Origin of the sequence: Clavibacter sp. A6099, assembly GCF_021919125.1 — a bacterium.
Classification (GTDB): domain Bacteria; phylum Actinomycetota; class Actinomycetes; order Actinomycetales; family Microbacteriaceae; genus Clavibacter; species Clavibacter seminis.
In genome coordinates, this window is sequence record NZ_CP083439.1 from 515,106 (window position 1) to 531,683 (window position 16,578).

General features: G+C 71.5%; 17 protein-coding genes and 3 tRNA genes. 16 read left to right on the forward strand and 4 right to left on the reverse strand.

Translation table 11 applies throughout. The features are described 5' to 3' along the window. The first annotated feature begins 37 nt into the window (after window positions 1–37). The 11 genes from serS (at window position 38) to KYT88_RS02505 (ending at window position 10,096) form a co-directional block, all read left to right on the forward strand. Window positions 38–1,318, forward strand: coding sequence for a serine--tRNA ligase (gene serS / locus KYT88_RS02455; protein ID WP_043585386.1), 1,281 nt, complete (start codon window positions 38–40; stop codon window positions 1,316–1,318). After that, window positions 1,315–2,136: an HAD family hydrolase gene (locus tag KYT88_RS02460; RefSeq protein ID WP_043585384.1), complete on the forward strand. Its 822-nt coding sequence runs from the start codon at window positions 1,315–1,317 to the stop codon at window positions 2,134–2,136. Before serS ends, KYT88_RS02460 begins: the two co-directional genes overlap by 4 nt. Window positions 2,137–2,307: 171 nt before the next feature. Next, a tRNA-Ser gene (locus KYT88_RS02465) sits at window positions 2,308–2,392 on the forward strand. Window positions 2,393–3,011: 619 nt separating this feature from the next. After that, complete coding sequence (locus tag KYT88_RS02470) at window positions 3,012–3,965, forward strand: DUF4393 domain-containing protein (protein WP_081840921.1); 954 nt, start codon at window positions 3,012–3,014, stop codon at window positions 3,963–3,965. A 183-nt stretch (window positions 3,966–4,148) separates the two neighbouring features. After that, window positions 4,149–5,414: an LCP family protein gene (locus KYT88_RS02475; protein ID WP_043585383.1), complete on the forward strand. Its 1,266-nt coding sequence runs from the start codon at window positions 4,149–4,151 to the stop codon at window positions 5,412–5,414. 421 nt (window positions 5,415–5,835) lie between these two features. Then, a tRNA-Ser gene (locus KYT88_RS02480) sits at window positions 5,836–5,927 on the forward strand. A gap of 69 nt (window positions 5,928–5,996) precedes the next feature. After that, window positions 5,997–6,542: a hypothetical protein gene (locus KYT88_RS02485; protein WP_237583749.1), complete on the forward strand. Its 546-nt coding sequence runs from the start codon at window positions 5,997–5,999 to the stop codon at window positions 6,540–6,542. A 61-nt stretch (window positions 6,543–6,603) separates the two neighbouring features. Next, on the forward strand, window positions 6,604–7,674 hold the full coding sequence (locus KYT88_RS02490) for a LacI family DNA-binding transcriptional regulator (RefSeq protein WP_043585382.1): 1,071 nt from the start codon (window positions 6,604–6,606) through the stop codon (window positions 7,672–7,674). Window positions 7,675–7,843: 169 nt separating this feature from the next. Beyond that, window positions 7,844–8,542 (forward strand): ThuA domain-containing protein, encoded by a 699-nt coding sequence (locus KYT88_RS02495; protein WP_043585371.1) that lies wholly within the window; start codon window positions 7,844–7,846, stop codon window positions 8,540–8,542. 17 nt (window positions 8,543–8,559) lie between these two features. Then, window positions 8,560–9,636: a Gfo/Idh/MocA family protein gene (locus KYT88_RS02500; RefSeq protein ID WP_043585844.1), complete on the forward strand. Its 1,077-nt coding sequence runs from the start codon at window positions 8,560–8,562 to the stop codon at window positions 9,634–9,636. A 91-nt stretch (window positions 9,637–9,727) separates the two neighbouring features. Then, window positions 9,728–10,096, forward strand: a complete 369-nt coding sequence (locus tag KYT88_RS02505; RefSeq protein WP_043585369.1) for a hypothetical protein — start codon at window positions 9,728–9,730, stop codon at window positions 10,094–10,096. 36 nt (window positions 10,097–10,132) lie between these two features. Here the strand turns inward: KYT88_RS02505 and KYT88_RS02510 are convergent, their stop codons facing one another. Next, complete coding sequence (locus KYT88_RS02510; RefSeq protein WP_043585367.1) at window positions 10,133–11,488, reverse strand: alpha-amylase family protein; 1,356 nt, start codon at window positions 11,486–11,488, stop codon at window positions 10,133–10,135. 179 nt (window positions 11,489–11,667) lie between these two features. On the opposite strand from KYT88_RS02510, the gene KYT88_RS02515 reads away from it, so the two are divergent. Beyond that, window positions 11,668–11,740: transfer RNA gene (locus KYT88_RS02515), tRNA-Arg, on the forward strand. A 101-nt stretch (window positions 11,741–11,841) separates the two neighbouring features. Here the strand turns inward: KYT88_RS02515 and KYT88_RS02520 are convergent. From KYT88_RS02520 to KYT88_RS02530, 3 genes are read right to left on the reverse strand one after another with little or no spacing between them, the layout of a single operon-like run. Then, a complete protein-coding gene (locus tag KYT88_RS02520) occupies window positions 11,842–12,108 on the reverse strand; it encodes a response regulator transcription factor (RefSeq protein ID WP_051629297.1) in 267 nt (88 codons plus the stop codon). Further along, complete coding sequence (locus KYT88_RS02525; protein WP_043585366.1) at window positions 12,105–13,190, reverse strand: hypothetical protein; 1,086 nt, start codon at window positions 13,188–13,190, stop codon at window positions 12,105–12,107. The genes KYT88_RS02520 and KYT88_RS02525 overlap by 4 nt, the downstream gene beginning before the upstream one ends. Then, window positions 13,187–13,603, reverse strand: coding sequence for a PadR family transcriptional regulator (locus KYT88_RS02530; protein WP_043585365.1), 417 nt, complete (start codon window positions 13,601–13,603; stop codon window positions 13,187–13,189). Before KYT88_RS02530 ends, KYT88_RS02525 begins: the two co-directional genes overlap by 4 nt. A gap of 139 nt (window positions 13,604–13,742) precedes the next feature. On the opposite strand from KYT88_RS02530, the gene KYT88_RS02535 reads away from it, so the two are divergent. The 4 genes from KYT88_RS02535 (at window position 13,743) to KYT88_RS02550 (ending at window position 16,562) form a co-directional block, all read left to right on the forward strand. Next, the gene (locus tag KYT88_RS02535; protein WP_237583750.1) at window positions 13,743–14,063 is read left to right on the forward strand and encodes a DUF6412 domain-containing protein; all 321 of its coding nucleotides are present in this window, start codon (window positions 13,743–13,745) and stop codon (window positions 14,061–14,063) included. A gap of 103 nt (window positions 14,064–14,166) precedes the next feature. Next, window positions 14,167–14,934 carry a YidC/Oxa1 family membrane protein insertase gene (locus tag KYT88_RS02540; RefSeq protein ID WP_043585364.1) on the forward strand — a complete coding sequence of 256 codons (768 nt, stop codon included), beginning with the start codon at window positions 14,167–14,169 and terminating at the stop codon, window positions 14,932–14,934. A 64-nt stretch (window positions 14,935–14,998) separates the two neighbouring features. After that, window positions 14,999–15,907, forward strand: a complete 909-nt coding sequence (locus tag KYT88_RS02545; RefSeq protein WP_043585359.1) for an alanyl-tRNA editing protein — start codon at window positions 14,999–15,001, stop codon at window positions 15,905–15,907. Between the two features lie 124 nt (window positions 15,908–16,031). Beyond that, a complete protein-coding gene (locus tag KYT88_RS02550; protein ID WP_237583751.1) occupies window positions 16,032–16,562 on the forward strand; it encodes a hydophilic protein in 531 nt (176 codons plus the stop codon). Window positions 16,563–16,578: the final 16 nt, after the last annotated feature.

Genomic DNA, 16,578 nt, shown 5'->3' on the forward strand with positions numbered 1-16,578 from the left:
CCCGGACGCGCCCGACCCGCTTCGTTAGAGTGACGGGGTGATCGATCCGCAGACCCTCCGCGACCATCCCGACCTCGTCATCGCCTCGCAGGCGCTGCGCGGCGCATCCGTGGAGGCGGTCGACCAGGCGGTCGCCGCGGACTCCGAGCGCCGCCGGGCGGTCACCGAGTTCGAGGGCCTCCGCGCCGAGCAGAACGCGCACGGCAAGCTCGTCGCGAAGGCCGACAAGGCCGACAAGCCGCGCCTCATCGCGGAGGTCCAGGAGCTGAAGGCCCGCGTCACCGCCGCGCAGGAGCGCGCGCAGGAGGCCGAGGCCGCCCTCGACGAGGCGATGCGGCGGATCCCGAACATCGTCATCGACGGCGTCCCCGCGGGCGGCGAGGACGACTGGGCGCTCGTGCGCGAGGTCGGCGCGAAGCCGGCGTTCGACTTCGACCCCCGGGACCACCTGGAGATCGGCGAGATCCTCGACGCCATCGACATGGGCCGCGGTGCCAAGGTGTCCGGCGCCCGCTTCCACTTCCTCAAGGGGATCGGCGCGCGGCTCGAGATCGCGCTGATGAACTTCGGCCTGGCCCGCGCGCTCGAGGCCGGGCTCGTGCCGCTCATCACGCCCACGCTGGTGAAGCCCGAGATCATGGCCGGCACCGGCTTCCTCGGCGCCCATGCCGACGAGGTGTACCACCTCGACGACGACGACCTCTACCTCACGGGCACGAGCGAGGTGGCGCTCGCCGGGTACCACGCCGACGAGATCCTCGACCTGGCCCAGGGCCCCATCCGCTACGCCGGCTGGTCGACCTGCTACCGCAAGGAGGCGGGCTCCTACGGCAAGGACACCCGCGGCATCATCCGCGTGCACCAGTTCCAGAAGCTCGAGATGTTCAGCTACGTCGATCCGGCCGACGCCGAGGCGGAGCACGAGCGCCTCCTCGCGATGCAGGAGCGCATGATGCAGGACCTCGGCCTCTCCTACCGCGTCATCGACACGGCGGCGGGCGACCTCGGATCCAGCGCCGCCCGCAAGTACGACGTCGAGGCGTGGGTCCCCACCCAGGGCGCCTACCGCGAGCTCACCTCCACCTCGAACTGCACCACGTTCCAGGCCCGCCGCCTCGGCACGCGCTTCCGCGGCGAGGACGGCCGCACCTCGCCCGTCGCGACGCTCAACGGCACGCTGGCGACCACGCGCTGGATCGTCGCGATCCTCGAGACCCACCAGCAGGCGGACGGTTCCGTGCGCGTGCCCGAGGCGCTCCGGCCCTACCTCGGCGGCCTCGAGGCCCTCGAACCCGCCACGGCGAAGGCCGCCCGATGACCCCGCGGGTGTCCGACGCCGACCGCCTCCTCATCGCCCTCGACATCGACGGCACCCTCCTCGGCGAGGACGGGTCGCTCGACGAGTCGGTCATCCGCGAGGTGCGGCGGATGGAGGAGATCGGCCACCTGGTCATGCCCTCCACCGGACGCTCGGTCGCCGACACCCTGCCGATCGTCGATCGCCTGGGGATCCACCCGCGCTACATGGTGTGCTCCAACGGCGCGATCGTGCTCGAGCGCGACGCGGACGCCCCCACCGGGTACTCCCGCCGCTTCGTCGAGACCTTCGACCCCGCCGACGTGCTGCAGCGGATCCGCCCCCACCTCGCGAGCGGCCGTTACGCCGTCGAGGACGAGGAGGGCGTGTACCTCTACTCCGGCGGCGACTTCCCGGACGGCGCGCTCGAGGCCAACGGCCGCCGGGTCGAGTTCGAGGAGCTGCTGCACGTGCCCGCGACGCGCGTCGTCGTCATCTCGCCCGGCCACGACCTGGAGGACTTCCAGGACGTCGTCGAGCGCATGGGCCTGCACCGCGTCAGCTACTCCATCGGCTGGACCGCCTGGCTCGACATCGCGCCCGACGGCGTGAACAAGGCCACCGCCATGGAGCGCGTGCGCGAGCTGCACGGCATCGCCCGCACGCACGTGATCGCCATGGGCGACGGGCGGAACGACATCGAGATGCTGGAGTGGGCCGGCGAGCACGGCCGCGGCATCGCGATGGGCCAGGCGCCGGCGGAGGTCATCGCCGTCGCCACCGAGGTGACGGGCCCCATCACCGAGAACGGCGCGGCCGCGGTCCTCTCGCGCCTCTGACGCCCGCCGACCACCGATTCCCCACCTGGGGAGAGTTCAGCTCCCTCTGATCCTCCTCGTGCGAGAGTGGCGCATCCCGCGCGGTCACCCGGCCGCACCACCGCGGGCCGACCGGCCACCGGTAGGATCCTTCACGATCGCCCCGCCCGCCCAGCGGGAGGGCGCGCATCGGGAGGGCTGTCCGAGCGGCCGATGGAGCCAGTCTTGAAAACTGGTGGGCAGAGATGTCTCGTGGGTTCGAATCCCACGCCCTCCGCTGTCACGTGAGAAAGCCCCAAGCTGCCTGCTATCCGCCCGGTCAGAACCCGAACAGGGGGCGCATAGAGTCATCATTATAGTTATTGTGCAGGCATGACTACCTGGACCCCGGAGATGTAATCGTCAGGAGCAAAAGCATCCCAAACATCCAAGGCGCTACTCAGGTAATTCCATCCTGGGAAAAGCGCTTTTGTGATGATGTATTCCATGTTGACGAGGTCCATCCATCGCATAAGTTCGTCAGGCTCGGGAGCCGGGAAGTAGTCAGGTGTTGGTTTCTCATTGGGCATCGTACGCACCGAAATAGTCCGGGAAGTCGTAATCAAGGGCTCGGTACTTCTCCACCCATTCCGCACGTGATATGATTTGCGCTTCTTCCCTTGATTCCTGCATCTCATTCTCATAGGGCCATGACTTCCAGCCCTGGAAAACAAAGCTGGGCCCCTGTCTTGTGTATCTAATATGTCCGATTTGAAGACGTGCCTTTTATGGGTCCGTTACTCGTGAGCGGCCTTACCTTTCCTTTTGTTGGTCGTGAAAGGGTTGTCGGCTGAGCGGGTGACTCCGCTGAATAACTCGCACTTTCAACTCTTCAGGGTCAGTAGTAGGGTGTGGTCATGACAGGCGGCGAGTTACTCCCCATAGTTACCGGCGGTGCAAAAGCAATATCTTCGGCGAAGAATGCGTTAGACCCGGATAGCGATATTAAAAGCGAGCTGGCGAAACAAGCGTCGGCAAACGTACACTTTGCGGCGGCGGCGGAGCTACGGGCCAAACGGGCTCTGGTATCGCAAGTGGTCTTGCTGAAATTTATGCAGCCCATTGGGATGCTGATGAAGTTTAAGTCGGACTACTTTGCGAACGTATTCCCTCAGCAACTGGCAGAGCGTGTTGCGCAGATTCCTGAGGAGCACGTGCGGGAGCCGAAGGCGTACGTCGTCGTCCCCGCGGTGGAGAACATAAGCAATGTCGCTGATGAACCAACTTTACGGGACCTGTATCTTAACCTGATTGCCGGTGCTATGGACGACAGGATCGGCGAATCGGGCACCCATCCGTCCTTTGTGCAGGTTATAAGCCAGTTGGGGCCAGATGAAGCAGCTATTCTTCGCTCCATGTGGCGCGCGGCAACTGTGTGGGGTGTCGTGCAATTACATCACTACACGAAGGGTAACGAGGACGGCCGTTTTCTACCAAACGGAGGATATAAATGGGGGTTCATCGCGCCTGATGAGGATAAATATTACACATTCGATGGAATCAGCATTTATCTGACAAATTGGCGTCGGTTGGGGCTCATCAACCTTGACATGGCAAACATTCTGACCCGTGACGGAGCATACGAATGGCTTGAAAAGGATGACGAATACATCAGTATGAAGGCCAAGCACGGAGAGAACATACGAGTAGTGCGGGGTGCGGTTTACCTCACTGACTACGGGCGAAGCTTTTGCAAGGCCGTGGGCATCTTGGACGCTGATGCATGGTCTCCCTACGGCTCGTTGAGTGAAGAGGAGCAGGAGTCTCGGGAGCACTCGGAGCCTGGGCAGTCGTGGGCTGCGCCTGAGTAGCTGTGGGGACGTACGGCGGCGGGTCAGGGAGCCCGGCTACGGTCAGGGCTTTGCCCCGTAGCGAAGCTCATAGAGTCATCCGTAGAGTCATTGACTTGCAGGGGTAGTCCCAGAATGTAGGGCTGACCGGCAGGTTCCGAAAAGTAGTAGGAGTCCCACGCCCTCCGCCCGGAGAGGATCCGCATGAGCGACGCGCCCCTGCGACCCCGGCGAACCGCCACGGCCCCCGTCATCGCCCGGCACGGCCGGCTGGGTCGCCCGAGCGCGGCGCGCACGATAGTCAAGGGCGTCGCGATGGGCGTCGCGGTGCTGCTCGTCAGCGGGCTCTCCGTCGGCACGATCGCGCTGTGGGATCTGAACAGGTCCGTCCAGGCGAACACCATCGACATCAGCGACGGCACCGAGCAGACCACCGTCGGCGTCGGCGCGCTCGACGGCGGCTTCAACGTCCTGCTCGCGGGATCCGATACCCGCCAGGGCCAGGGCGACGGCTACGGCAAGACCGACGGCGCGCTCAACGACGTCAACATGGTGCTGCACGTCTCCGCCGACCACTCGCAGGCCAGCGTGGTCAGCCTGCCGCGCGACATGGTCGTGCCCATCCCCGCCTGCGCGCGCAGCGACGGATCCGGCACCGCTCCTGCCCAGTCGGCCGCGCCGCTCAACACGGCGCTCTCCGACGGCGGCCTGCCGTGCGTCGCGAAGACCGTCGCGCAGTTCACCGGGCTCGACATCCCCTACGCGGCCCTCATCGAGTTCAACGGAGTCATCGAGATGTCCAACGCGGTCGGCGGCGTGCCCGTCTGCCTCGCGAGCCCGCTCAAGGACAAGCGCACCGACCTCGACCTCCCCGCGGGCGTGACCCCGTTGCAGGGCAAGCAGGCGCTGCAGTTCCTCCGCACCCGCCACGCGGTCGGCGACGGCAGCGACCTGGCCCGCATCAGCAACCAGCAGGTCTTCCTCTCGGCGCTCGTGCGCACAATGAAGCAGTCGAGCACGCTGTCGGATCCCACGCGCGTCTACGGCCTCGCCAAGGCTGCGGTGGACAACATGCAGCGCTCGACCTCGCTCGACTACCAGACCATGGCGTCCATGGCGCTGGCCCTCAAGGACATCCCGCTCGACCAGGTGCACTTCCTGCAGTACCCGGGCACCACCGCGGGCACCGGCGTCTACGCCGGCAAGGTCCAGCCGTTGAAGACCGACGGCGACCAGCTCATGCAGCTGCTCAAGACGGACGCCCCGTTCGAGGTGAAGGCCGGCAACACCGGCCTCGGCGCGGTGGACGAGACGCCGTCGCAGCCCACGGCCACGCCCGCTCCCAGCGCGTCGTCCGGCGCCGGCGGCGGATCCGCTCCCGCCGCGTCGTCCTCGCCGACCGTGCTGCCCGAGGCCGTCACGGGCACGGACGCCGGCACCGTCACCTGCTCGAAGGCCTTCAAGGGCTGAGCCCAGCGCAGCCGGACGCCCGGCCGCGCGCCGCGCACCGGGGAGGGCGACGGGGCCCCGCCGCACACCCTATGCAGCAGGGACCCGTCTATCTCGTTCAGCTTTCGACCCGAATCCTCCGCCGGACGAGAATCTCGTGTTCTCGCCCACGGGGGGCTCGCGACGTCGTCGCGTGCGTGCGGGTGAGCGGCGCCGGTTCGGGGGATCCGGGGCCGCGGCCACGTGGGCGAGCGGGACATCTCTGGGCTGACACATCGACACGCGGGGGGTAAGCCGGTCGGGTCCGGCACACGCGTCGACACAGACACTACGTGTCCGTCGAATGGGGGACAACCGAACCGCACCCCCCGTTCGGGCCCGCGTCCCGGTGGGCGGGGATGTGAGCGGGCCGCCGCGTCAGGTACAGTGGACGGGTACGTCTGGAGACGTCGCATAGTTCGGCCTAGTGCACCACCCTGCTAAGGTGGAGTACCCGTATGGGTACCGTGGGTTCAAATCCCACCGTCTCCGCCATCTTCCCATCGCCGCCGGGGCACTGCCGCTCCGTCCATGAGCGCGAGCGCGGGCCGGTACGCTCGTCGCATGGACCGCCAGATGCTCGACCAGCTGTCGACGGGCCGTTCTCGGCGCGATGTGCAGGCCATCCGCGACGCGCTGTCCGCGCTGTCGGCCGGTGACCTGGTCAGCGTCGTCATCCGTTCCCCGCGATACGGCCTCTACGCCGTCGACGGGTCGGTCCGCGTCGCGTCCAACGGCCAGATGGTCGTCGCGGACACCGCGCTCGGCGCCGCCGGCGAGATCCAGGCGCTCTCCGTCCGCCCGGGCGATGACCTCCCGCCGCAGGTCGGGCTGCCCGACTCCGTGGCCGACCTCCACCACGGCACCGTGGTGCGCGTCACCTTCGACGAGCCCGCCTACGGTGCCTTCCACGTGACGGGACCGCTCACCGCGGGCGACGACGCGTTCCTCCTCGTCGGCAGCTGGATCGTCGTGGACGGCGATGCGTTCGCCCCTCGCGTCGTCTCCGTCGAGGTCGCGAGCGACCTGGACGTGCATCCGGCCAACGTCCCGCCGAGGAGGCCGTCCGTGGACGACGCGGTGGTCGCCATGCCCGGCCTCGTCTCCTAGGGGCGTCCCTCCCCGCACCCGGCCCGCATCGATGCGTGCGCATCGGCCTAGCATCACCCCCATGAGCGACACGTTTCCCGATGCGCCGCGGTCGCCCGACCCCGAGCACGGCTCCGGCACCACCCTCGGCCTCATCGCGCGCGAGGCGAACGTGTCCATCGGCACCGTCAGCAAGGTCCTGAACGGCCGCAAGGGCATCTCGCCCGCGACCCGTGCGCGCGTCGAGGAGCTCATGGAGCTGCACGGCTACAGCCGTCGCGGGGCCGAGCGGCCGCATGGCGCGCTGATAGAGATCGTGCTGGAGGTCGTCGACACGGGCTTCTCCGTCGACCTGCTGCGCGGGGTCTCGGCGGTCGCGCGCGAGCACGCGCTGAGCGTCATCGTCACGGAGCACGGGCGCGACAACGCCCTCGACGGCGACTGGATGGCGGGCGTCATGCAGCGGCGGCCGATGGGCCTCGTCCTCGTCTTCTCCGACCTCGCGCCCGCGCAGAAGCGGCAGCTGCGGAGCCGGGGCATCCCGTTCGTGGTGGTGGATCCCGCCGGGTCGCCGGCCGCGGACGTGCCGGCCGTCGGATCCACCAACTGGGAGGGCGGCCACGCCGCAGGGGAGCACCTGCTGGGGCTCGGGCACACGCGCATCGGCGCGATCAGCGGTCCGCCGCACCGCCTCTACTCGCGGGCCCGCATGTCGGGATTCCGCAGCGCGCTCGAGGCGGCTGGATCGGACGTGTCGCTCGTCGAGGTCGAGGGCGACTTCGGGCGGGCGGCCGGGCACCGCGCGGGCGGCGAGCTGCTCGACCGCGCCGAGCGACCGACCGCGATCTTCGCGGGCAACGACGAGCAGGCGCTCGGGCTCTACGAGGCGGCGCGCGAGCGGGGGATCCGCATCCCCGACGACCTCTCCGTGCTCGGCTACGACGACCTCCCGTTCGCCCGCATCGTCTCGCCCGCGCTGAGCACCATCCGGCAGCCCGTCCGCGAGATGGCGGAGGCCGCGGCGCGCATGGTGCTCCGGATCCGCGAGGGCCGGAGCGAGGAGCCCACCCGGCTCGACCTCGCGACGGCGCTCGTGGTCCGCGCGAGCACGGCCGCGCCCGCGGCGGCCGACGCGGTGTCGTCACCCGAGTGAAACGTTTCGGATCGGCGGCGCCCTCCTTGCCCCGCCCGACCGCCGGTGCGTAGCGTTCGAGGCGCGCGGCAGCCGCAAGGTCGCGCCCGACGAAGGAGTCGCCAGTGATGCAGATCCCCCGCACGCATGCCCGCCCGCCCCGCGGTCGCCCGATTCGGACGGCGCTCGCGTGACCGCCACCCGGAAGGCGCTCGTCGTCCGCGGAGGCTGGGACGGCCACATGCCCGTGGAGACCACGGGCCTGTTCATCCCGTTCCTCGAGGAGAACGGATTCGAGGTGCGCGTCGAGGAGGGCTCGGCCGTCTACGCCGACGCCGACGTCATGGCCGCCACCGACCTGATCGTGCAGGCCAACACCATGACGACCATCGAGCCCGAGGAGATGGCCGGCCTGCGCGCCGCCGTCATCGCGGGCACCGGCATGGCCGGCTGGCACGGCGGCATCGCCGACTCGTACCGGAACACGGCCGACTACCTGCACATGATCGGCGGCCAGTTCGCACACCACGCGGGCAAGGACCCGGCCGAGCGCACGGGCGAGCAGTCCGACAACTACATCCCGTACACGGTCGAGATGACCGAGCTCGGGCGCACCCACGAGATCACGCAGGGGATCGCCGACTTCGACCTCGTCACGGAGCAGTACTGGGTGCTGAGCGACGAGTACAACGACGTGCTCGCGACCACGACGCAGACCGTCAGGCCGTGGGACCCGTGGCACCGCCCGGTGACCGCGCCCGCCATCTGGACCCGCCAGTGGGGTGAGGGCCGCATCTTCGTCTCCGCCCCCGGCCACCGCATCGAGGTCGTCGAGGACCCGAACGTCCGCACCATCATCGAGAGGGGCCTCCTGTGGGCAGCACGCTGACGCACGACGACGACGCGATGACCCTCGGGATCATCGGCGTCGGGAAGATCAGCGAGCAGTACTTCGCCGCGTTCGAGACCCTGCCGGGCGTGCGGCTCGTCGCCGTGGCCGACCTCGACCTCGACCGCGCGCGCACCGTCGCCGAGGCTCAGGGCGTGGATGCGCTGAGCGTCGACGACCTCATCGCCGACCCGCGGATCGACACCGTGCTGAACCTCACGATCCCCGCCGCCCACGCCGAGGTCGACCTCCGCGTGCTCGAGGCGGGCAAGCACGTCTACGGCGAGAAGCCGCTCGCGCTCAGCCCCGCCGAGGCCGAGCCGATCCTCCGGCTCGCCGAGGAGAAGGGCCTGCGCGTCGGATCCGCGCCGGACACCGTGCTGGGCACCGGGATCCAGACGGCCCGCGCCGTGCTCGACGCGGGCACGATCGGCGAACCCGTCGCGGCGAACGCCTTCTGGGGCGCGCCCGGCCACGAGCTGTGGCACCCGGCGCCCGCGTTCTACTACCAGCCGGGCGCCGGACCGCTCTTCGACATGGGGCCGTACTACCTCACGGCCCTCGTGACGCTGCTCGGCCCGATCACGCGCGTGCAGGGCGCGTCCCTGCGCTCCGACCGCGTGCGCTCGGCCGCGTCCGACCCCGAGTCGCGCGAGATCCCCGTCACCGTCGACACGCACGTGAGCGCCGTGCTCACGCACGAGTCGGGCGCGGTATCCACCGTCACGATGAGCTTCGACATCTGGGCCACGCGGATCCCGAACATCGAGGTGTACGGCACCGCCGGCACGCTCTCGGTGCCGGACCCCAACCACTTCTCCGGGCCCGTGCAGGTCGCGACGTCCGCCGACCGCGAGTGGGCGGACGTCGAGCCGAGCGCCGGCTTCGTCGACGCGGGCCGCGGCTGCGGCCTCGCGGAGATGGCCGACGCGATCCGGCGCGGGGTCCCGCACCGGGCGTCCGGCGAGCTCGCGTTCCACGTGCTCGAGGTCATGGACGCGATCCTCGACCCCGGCGCGACGGGCGAGATCCGGAGCACCGTGGGGCGTCCGGAGGCCGTTCCGCTGGGTCAGCCGGGACGCTCGGGCGACTGACCGGCGGGCGTCCGCGAACAGGTAGTGGGCAGCCTTCCACAACCCGACCATCGGTCCGTTCCTGGGAGCCGCGGACTACTAGCCTGACGCCGTGACCCGCCACTTCTCGCAGTTCCTCTTCGCGCCGTACGGCGACGGGGAGGGGCTGCGCGCGGTGGAGCCGGATGCGGCCGACGCGCAGCTCCTCGGCGCCGATGCGTGCGAGGCGGATGTCGACGACGAGCCGCGGGAACGGGAGGCGGACGTCACCGATCCCTCGGTGTGGCCTCCGCTCACCGCCGTCGAGTGGCCGCTCACGCACCGGCCGTTCGACGACGACGACGAGCCGGAGATCGCGGACGGGCACTTCGCTCCCGCGGACGAGGATCCGGACGCCGAGGCGCAGGAGGAGGCCGCGGCCCACGCCGCCCGCGCCGCGCTCCTCGCCGAGGTCTACGGCTGGCCGCACCGCGCCATCTGAGGACCGGTGCGGTGGCGGCTCGCAGCCCGGATCCGGCTACGCGCCGGCCAGCACCGCCCAGGAGTGCCCGGGGACGCGTCCGTCGCCGGCGATGTCGCCCGCCTCGCGACCGTCCGCCGAGCCCGCGACCTCCACGGGGCCGTCCCCGATGTTGAGCACGAGACGCAGCGCGTCCGGCGATCCGGGTGCCACGCCGCCGGCCGCGCCCGTCCCCGACGGCCGCAGGGTGATGGTGAGCGCGGTGTTGGTGAGGCCGGACGTCTCCATCCGCGCGTCGACCAACCAGGCGTGCCGCCGGCGGAGGCCGACGAGCTCCTGGTGCAGGCTGCGGATCCGCGCGGCGTGCTCGTCGTCGTGCAGGTCGTCGGGCGAGGCCGGGTATTCGGGGCGCACGGCGTCGTCGCCGCCCGCGCGGTCCTCCTTCACGCCGGTGAGGCCGCGCTCGTCGCCCGCGTAGATCGAGGGGATGCCGGGGAGCAGCAGGAGGAGGGCGATCGCGTGGCCGAGGTGACGCGGATCCACCGCCGAGGCGATGCGCGTCACGTCGTGGTTGCCGATGAAGGTCTGCGGCGTGAAGGACGGCAGCAGCTCCGCATGCCGGGTGAGCGTCCAGTCGAGCTCGAACAGGTTCCCCTCGGCGATGGAGTTGCGGATCGACTTCCACAGCTCGTAGGCCGTGATCGAGTCGATGGTCGACTCGGCGGCGTAGCCCGCGTAGTCGCCGTGGATCATCTCGCCGACGAACCACGCGTCGGGGTGCCGCTCGCGGACGCGCGGGAGGACCGCGGCCCAGAAGGACGCGGGGACGGCGTAGGCGGCGTCGAGGCGCCAGCCGGAGACGCCGCGGTCGAGCCAGTGGATCATCACGTCGGCCACGTGCGCGCGCACGGCCTCGGAGTCGTGGTCGAGCGTGACGAGCGCGCCGTGACCCTCGAAGCCGACGGGCTCGCCGGCGTCGTCCCAGCGGAACCAGGACGCGGCCTCGGACCCCGGGCCGTCGGCCAGCGCCTGCGCGAAGCGCGGGTGGCTGCGGCCGACGTGGTTGAAGACGCCGTCGAGGAGCACCCGCACGCCGCGCTCCGAGGCCTCGACGAGCAGCGCGTCGAGGTCGGCGTCGTCGCCGAGGCGCGGGTCGACCCGCAGGTGGTCGCGCGTGTCGTAGCCGTGGGTCTCCGAGTCGAAGACCGGGCCGAGCAGCAGGCCGTTGGCGCCGAGGTCGACGAGGTAGGGGAGCCAGGCGCGCAGGCGCTCGAGGCGGTGGGCGGGTGGCGCATCGGGATGCGCGGGGGATCCGCCGTCCGGCCCGGCGAGGTCGTCGCGGGTCTGCGGCGCGCCCGTGAAGCCGAGCGGGTAGACGTGCCACCAGACGACGTGGTCGGTCCAGGATGCCAAGGGTCGCTCCTCGCGGTTCGGGTCGATCAAGCCTAATGAGCGGGGGTCGGGGCGTCCGTCGGCCGGGCTCCGTCGGACAGCGGCAGGCGGTCGGCGGCGCGGATTCGCGGGGGGACCCTCGAGCATGTAGTCTGTCTCCCGGCCTGATTGCCGCTCGCGGAGATCATCGCCGCACGACTGCGCCCGTAGCTCAACGGATAGAGCATCTGACTACGGATCAGAAGGTTGGGGGTTCGAATCCCTCCGGGCGCACAGCACCTCCGGGTGCATCACTCTGGTTGAGACAGAATGCCGAACGGCCCGCCACCGGCGGGCCGTTCGCGTCTCTGGGACAGCGTCCGGATCCGGGCCCCTCAGCGCGTCGTCGCGAGCGGCTTCACCACGCGGTTCTCGTACGCCCAGATCGTGGCGTGCAGCCGATCGCGCACGCCGAGCTTGTCGAGCGTGCGGCTGACGTGGGTCTTCACGGTGGTGGGCGCGAGGAACAGGCGGCCGGCGATCTCCGCGTTCGACAGCCCGCGGGCGACGAGCACGAGGATCTCCCGCTCGCGTGCCGTCAGCCGGGCGAGGTCCGCGTCCATCCCGTGCGCCGCGTGGCCGTGGTCGACGAGGGCGCTCACGGGGTCGGCTCCGGACTCGGCGTGGGAGTCGGCGAGTCCGTGCCCTCCTCCTCCTGAGCGGATCCGGGCGTCGCGGTCGCGGACGGGGTCGGCGTGGAGGTCGAGCCCTTCAGCGCGGGCAGCGGCAGCGCCTTCGCGAACGGAGGGCGGCCGGACCCCATCTCCTCGACGCTCAGGTGCCCCATCCGCCCGGCGTCGCGGAGCGAGAGCGGGAAGGCGTTCCACGCTCCGGTGCTCGGCTCGAGCGGTTCGCCCGTGGTGGGCTCCACCTCCGCGAGCGCGGGCGGCACCACGGTCAGCGGCTCCCCGTCCTGGTCGAAGAGCTGCACGCGGTCGAGGAGGTTCCCCTCGGCGTCGTACGCGAAGACGTTGCTGATGCGCTTGCCGTCGAGGGTGAGCTCCTGCGGCACGTAGGAGCTGCTCGGCGACGACGAATAGTCGACGTACGTGCTCTCACCGGAGCGCTCGATCGAGACGGGGATGAGCACGACGAGCGCGAGGGCGGTGACGACGCTCACGGCCGTGCGGAGGCTCCGCAGCGGCCGCGTCGGGACCCACCGGTCGCGGCCCCACTGGACGCTGACCACGAGGAGCAGGAGCAGGAGCAGCCAGCGCGCAGATCCGTAAGGGAGCACCAGGAAACGGCTGTAGATGCCGAGGAACGCGGCGAGCACGACCAGCGCCACCTGGTACCCCGCCCACGCCCGCAGCAACCACCACACCGGGCGGAAGACGATGAGCAGGTCGAGGATCGCGGAGAGCTCGCGGTTGGCGCGGATCCGCGCGTGCAGCTCCCCGAGGCGCTCGAGGACTCCGGCGCGCAGCTGCGCCAGGGGCGAGGTCGAGGCCGCCGCGGCCGCCCGCTCCGGCAGCCCCGCCGAGCTGCGCAGCTCGTCGGCGTAGCGCACGGGGTCGCCGAGCTCGAGGGCGCCGTCGTGATCCGCGGCCTCCTCCTGCAGGTCGGCCTCGAGGCCGCCCGTGAGGTCGTCGACGTCCTCGGGATCGAGGTCCGCGAGCCGGGCGCGCACGGCGGCCGCGAAGGCCCGGATGCGGGTGTCGAGGGTGGGATCTGCGGTGTTCACGGCTTCTCTCCGATCGTGCGGACGTTCACGGATGCGGGCACGGGCCCCTCGCCGGTGGCGCCGGCCTTCCTGGTGCGGTGGGTCGGCGCTGGGGCGGGCTCGCCGAGGAGCCCGCTCATCGCCGTCGCGAACGCCGCCCAGGTGGCGCGCTGCCCGGCGAGCAGCTCCCGGCCCTCCGGGTTGATCGCGTAGTACTTCCGGTGCGGTCCGCCCTCGGACGGCACCACGTAGCTCGACAGGGCGCCGGCCGCGTAGAGGCGGCGGAGCGTGCCGTAGACGGAGGCGTCACCCACGTCGCCGAGTCCGGCGTCGCGCAGGCGCCGGACGATGTCGTAGCCGTACCCGTCGTCGTGCTGCACCACGGCGAGCACCGCGGTGTCGAGCGCGCCCTTCAGCAGCTGCGTGGTGTCCATCAGTCGATCTCTCTCATGCGTCGCACGGTATCACGCAATGCACGGTAGCTCGGGGTGCCGGGCAGGGCGGCGCGCCACGTGGCGGCGGGCGGGCGCGCCGACCCTCGTGCTCGCGCCGGGCCCGGTGCTACCGTCGGGCATGCCCATCGTCCTGGAGGCCCTCGGCCGCGTGCTCGCCCTCGTGGGCGACGTCGTGCTGGGCGGCGCGGGCGTCACGCCCGCGATCCTCCTCGCGGCCCTTCTCGGCGCCGCATCCGTGGCCGCCGCGATCGCGCTCGTGCGCATCGCCGCCGCGCGCGGGCTCATCGGATCCGCCGCGCCGCCGCTCGGCCCGGACGAGGACGTCGACCTCCCGGTGCTCGTCTCCTCGAGCGACCCGGACGCGGACGGGCACGAGCGCTCCCGGGCGCCGGGCCGCCGGATGCAGGTCGTCGTGCCTGCGCCGCTCACGGCCGCCTGACCGCGGCCAGCAGGGGTCCGCCGCCACCGCGCGGCACGGACCCGGCGCGCGCCCGCATGCGACGACCAGACGGACCCCCTCCGCTCTCGTCGCAAGGAACCCCGTGGACCCCACATCGATCGCCCCCGTCCGAGCCGTGCTCGACGGACTGTCCCAGCTCGTCGTCGGCCTCGCCGACCTGATCCACCCGCTCGCCGGCGCCTCCGCGACCGGCGTCGCCGTCATCCTCCTGACCCTCGGCGTGCGGGCCCTCCTCGTGCCCGTCGGCGTCGCGCAGGTGCGCGCCGAGATCCAGCGCCGCCGGATCGCCCCCGCGCTCGCCGAGCTCCGTCGCCGTCACGCCGGCAAGCCCGAGCAGCTGGCCCGCGCGACGCAGGAGCTGTACGCGCGCGAGGGCGCGTCGCCGCTCGCCGGCTGCCTGCCGACGCTCGCGCAGGCGCCCGTGCTCGCCGCCGTCTACGCCCTGTTCGCCCACGCGCGGATCGGCGGCGAGGCGAACGCGCTGCTCGCGGCGCCGTTCGCGGGGATCCCGCTGGGGTCGAGCGCGCTGGCAGCGGCGGCCATGGGCGTCGTGCCGCTCGTCGTCTCCGTCGTCGTGCTCGGGCTGCTCGCGGTGGTGATCGAGGTCCGCCGCTGCGCGGACCTGCGGTTCCAGGGGCCGCCCGCACCCGTCGACCCGGCGCTCCCCGGCATGGCGGGAATGACCGTGATGATGCGGGTGCTGCCGTTCATCACGGTCGTCTTCGCCGGGATCGCCCCGCTCGCCGCGGCCCTGTACCTGCTGTCGAGCGCTGCGTGGACGCTCGTCGAGCGCGCGACGCTGCGGCGCCTGCTCGGCCGCGCGCCCTCCCGCGGGACGGCGCCCGCGTGATCCACCGGCCCGGGACGGCGCACCTCGTCTGCGAGGATCGAGGCACACCGAGCCGGGAGCCGCCATGACCTCCACCCCCGCGGGCGCCGTCGCCCTGCCGCCCACGCGCGTGACCTACCCGGCGGGATCCGTCGCCTCCGGGGGCGAGGTGCTCCGCGTCGACGACCTCGCCGACGGCACGCGCGCCGTCGTGCTCGACGCGACCGCGTGCCACCCGGTCGACGCGGCCTGGCCGGACCAGCCGGCCGACCGCGCGGTGCTGCGGGTGCGCGGCGCGGGGATCGAGGTGCTCGACTGCGTCGTCGGCGCGGCGTCGACGGATCCCGCGGAGGATGCGACGCTCCACGTCGGCGCGGACGTCCCGGCCAAGAAGGGCGCGGACGGCTGGTCGTTCGTCGCCGTCCACGTCGTGCCGGGCGACGCCGACGTCCTCGTGGGCGACGCCGTCGAGGTCCTGGTGGATCCCGAGCACCGTCGCGCCCTGAGCGCCGGCCACACGGGCTGCCACCTCGCCTCCCTCGCCCTGGACCGCGCGCTCGCCGAGGCCTGGACCAAGGACGTGCCCCGCGACGCGCTCGGCGCCCCCGGGTTCGACGCGCTCGCGATCGGCACCTCGCGCATCGGGCCGTGGTCATCCGTCGACACGTACCGCCTCGGCAAGTCGCTCCGGAAGAAGGGCTTCGTGCCTGCCGCCCTCGTCGAGCGCCTCGACGAGGTGCGCGACGCGGTCGACGCCACGCTCGCCGGCTGGGTCGCCTCGGGCGCCGCCGCGCGGATCGAGCGCGAGGGCGACCTGCTCACCTCGCGCCGCTCCTGGGTGTGCGAACTGCCGGGCGGCACCGCGCGGATCCCCTGCGGCGGCACGCACCTCGCGGGCCTCGACGAGCTCGCGTCCATCACGATCGACCTCGAGGTCGAGGAGGCCGACGGCGCCGTCGTGGTGCGGATGCGGACCACCTGCGTCCCGTCGTGACACCCCCGGGCGGGGGACTCCGGTATCCCCGCACCTCCCGCGTCGGGTAGCGTGGACAAGCGCCGTCCGGCCGACCGGCATCCTCGGTCCGGCGACGGCGCGGCGATGGAAAGTGGTATCGAACGTGGCAGCAACCCCCGCGACGAAGTGCTCGGTCTGCGGCAAGGCGAACCCCGTCGGCATGGCCACGGGCAACATCCTCGACCACGGACGGAACCACGAGCGCTGCCCGGGTTCGGGCAAGCCGCCGGCCGTGTCGACCAAGCCCGCCTCGGCGGCCGCGAAGTCGGGCACCGCCCCGTCTCGGAAGCCCGCGAGCGACGCCGCCAAGCGCGAGCCCAGCCGCAAGACCACGCCGGCCAAGGCCGCCGGACCCACCCGCGGCGTCACCGTGCGCCGCGTCGAGGTCGACACCGAGCGCCTGCGCCTGCGCGAGGAGAAGCTCGAGCGGATCCGCGTTCAGCGCGAGGAGGCGGCCCGCCGTCGCCTCGGCGACTACATCGTGCCGCTCGACGCCGACGGCCAGGAGGCCCCCGAGGCCGACATCACGCTGGAGACCATGGACGACGAGGTGCAGGCCACGGTCGAGCCCGGCGCATCCACCGAGTCCGACGTCGCGACCGCCGACGCCGCGGACGGCCGCCCCTCCGCCTAGCGCGTAGCGTGGCGCT

What these genes read in the sequence shown, in the direction of transcription:
- KYT88_RS02460 (WP_043585384.1), top strand. Translation starts at nt 1,315, where the DNA reads ATGACCCCGCGGGTGTCCGACGCCGACCGCCTCCTCATCGCCCTCGAC.
- KYT88_RS02470 (WP_081840921.1), top strand. Translation starts at nt 3,012, where the DNA reads ATGACAGGCGGCGAGTTACTCCCCATAGTTACCGGCGGTGCAAAAGCA.
- KYT88_RS02475 (WP_043585383.1), top strand. Translation starts at nt 4,149, where the DNA reads ATGAGCGACGCGCCCCTGCGACCCCGGCGAACCGCCACGGCCCCCGTC.
- KYT88_RS02485 (WP_237583749.1), top strand. Translation starts at nt 5,997, where the DNA reads ATGGACCGCCAGATGCTCGACCAGCTGTCGACGGGCCGTTCTCGGCGC.
- KYT88_RS02490 (WP_043585382.1), top strand. Translation starts at nt 6,604, where the DNA reads ATGAGCGACACGTTTCCCGATGCGCCGCGGTCGCCCGACCCCGAGCAC.
- KYT88_RS02500 (WP_043585844.1), top strand. Translation starts at nt 8,560, where the DNA reads ATGACCCTCGGGATCATCGGCGTCGGGAAGATCAGCGAGCAGTACTTC.
- KYT88_RS02530 (WP_043585365.1), bottom strand. Translation starts at nt 13,603, where the DNA reads ATGGACACCACGCAGCTGCTGAAGGGCGCGCTCGACACCGCGGTGCTC.
- KYT88_RS02535 (WP_237583750.1), top strand. Translation starts at nt 13,743, where the DNA reads ATGCCCATCGTCCTGGAGGCCCTCGGCCGCGTGCTCGCCCTCGTGGGC.
- KYT88_RS02545 (WP_043585359.1), top strand. Translation starts at nt 14,999, where the DNA reads ATGACCTCCACCCCCGCGGGCGCCGTCGCCCTGCCGCCCACGCGCGTG.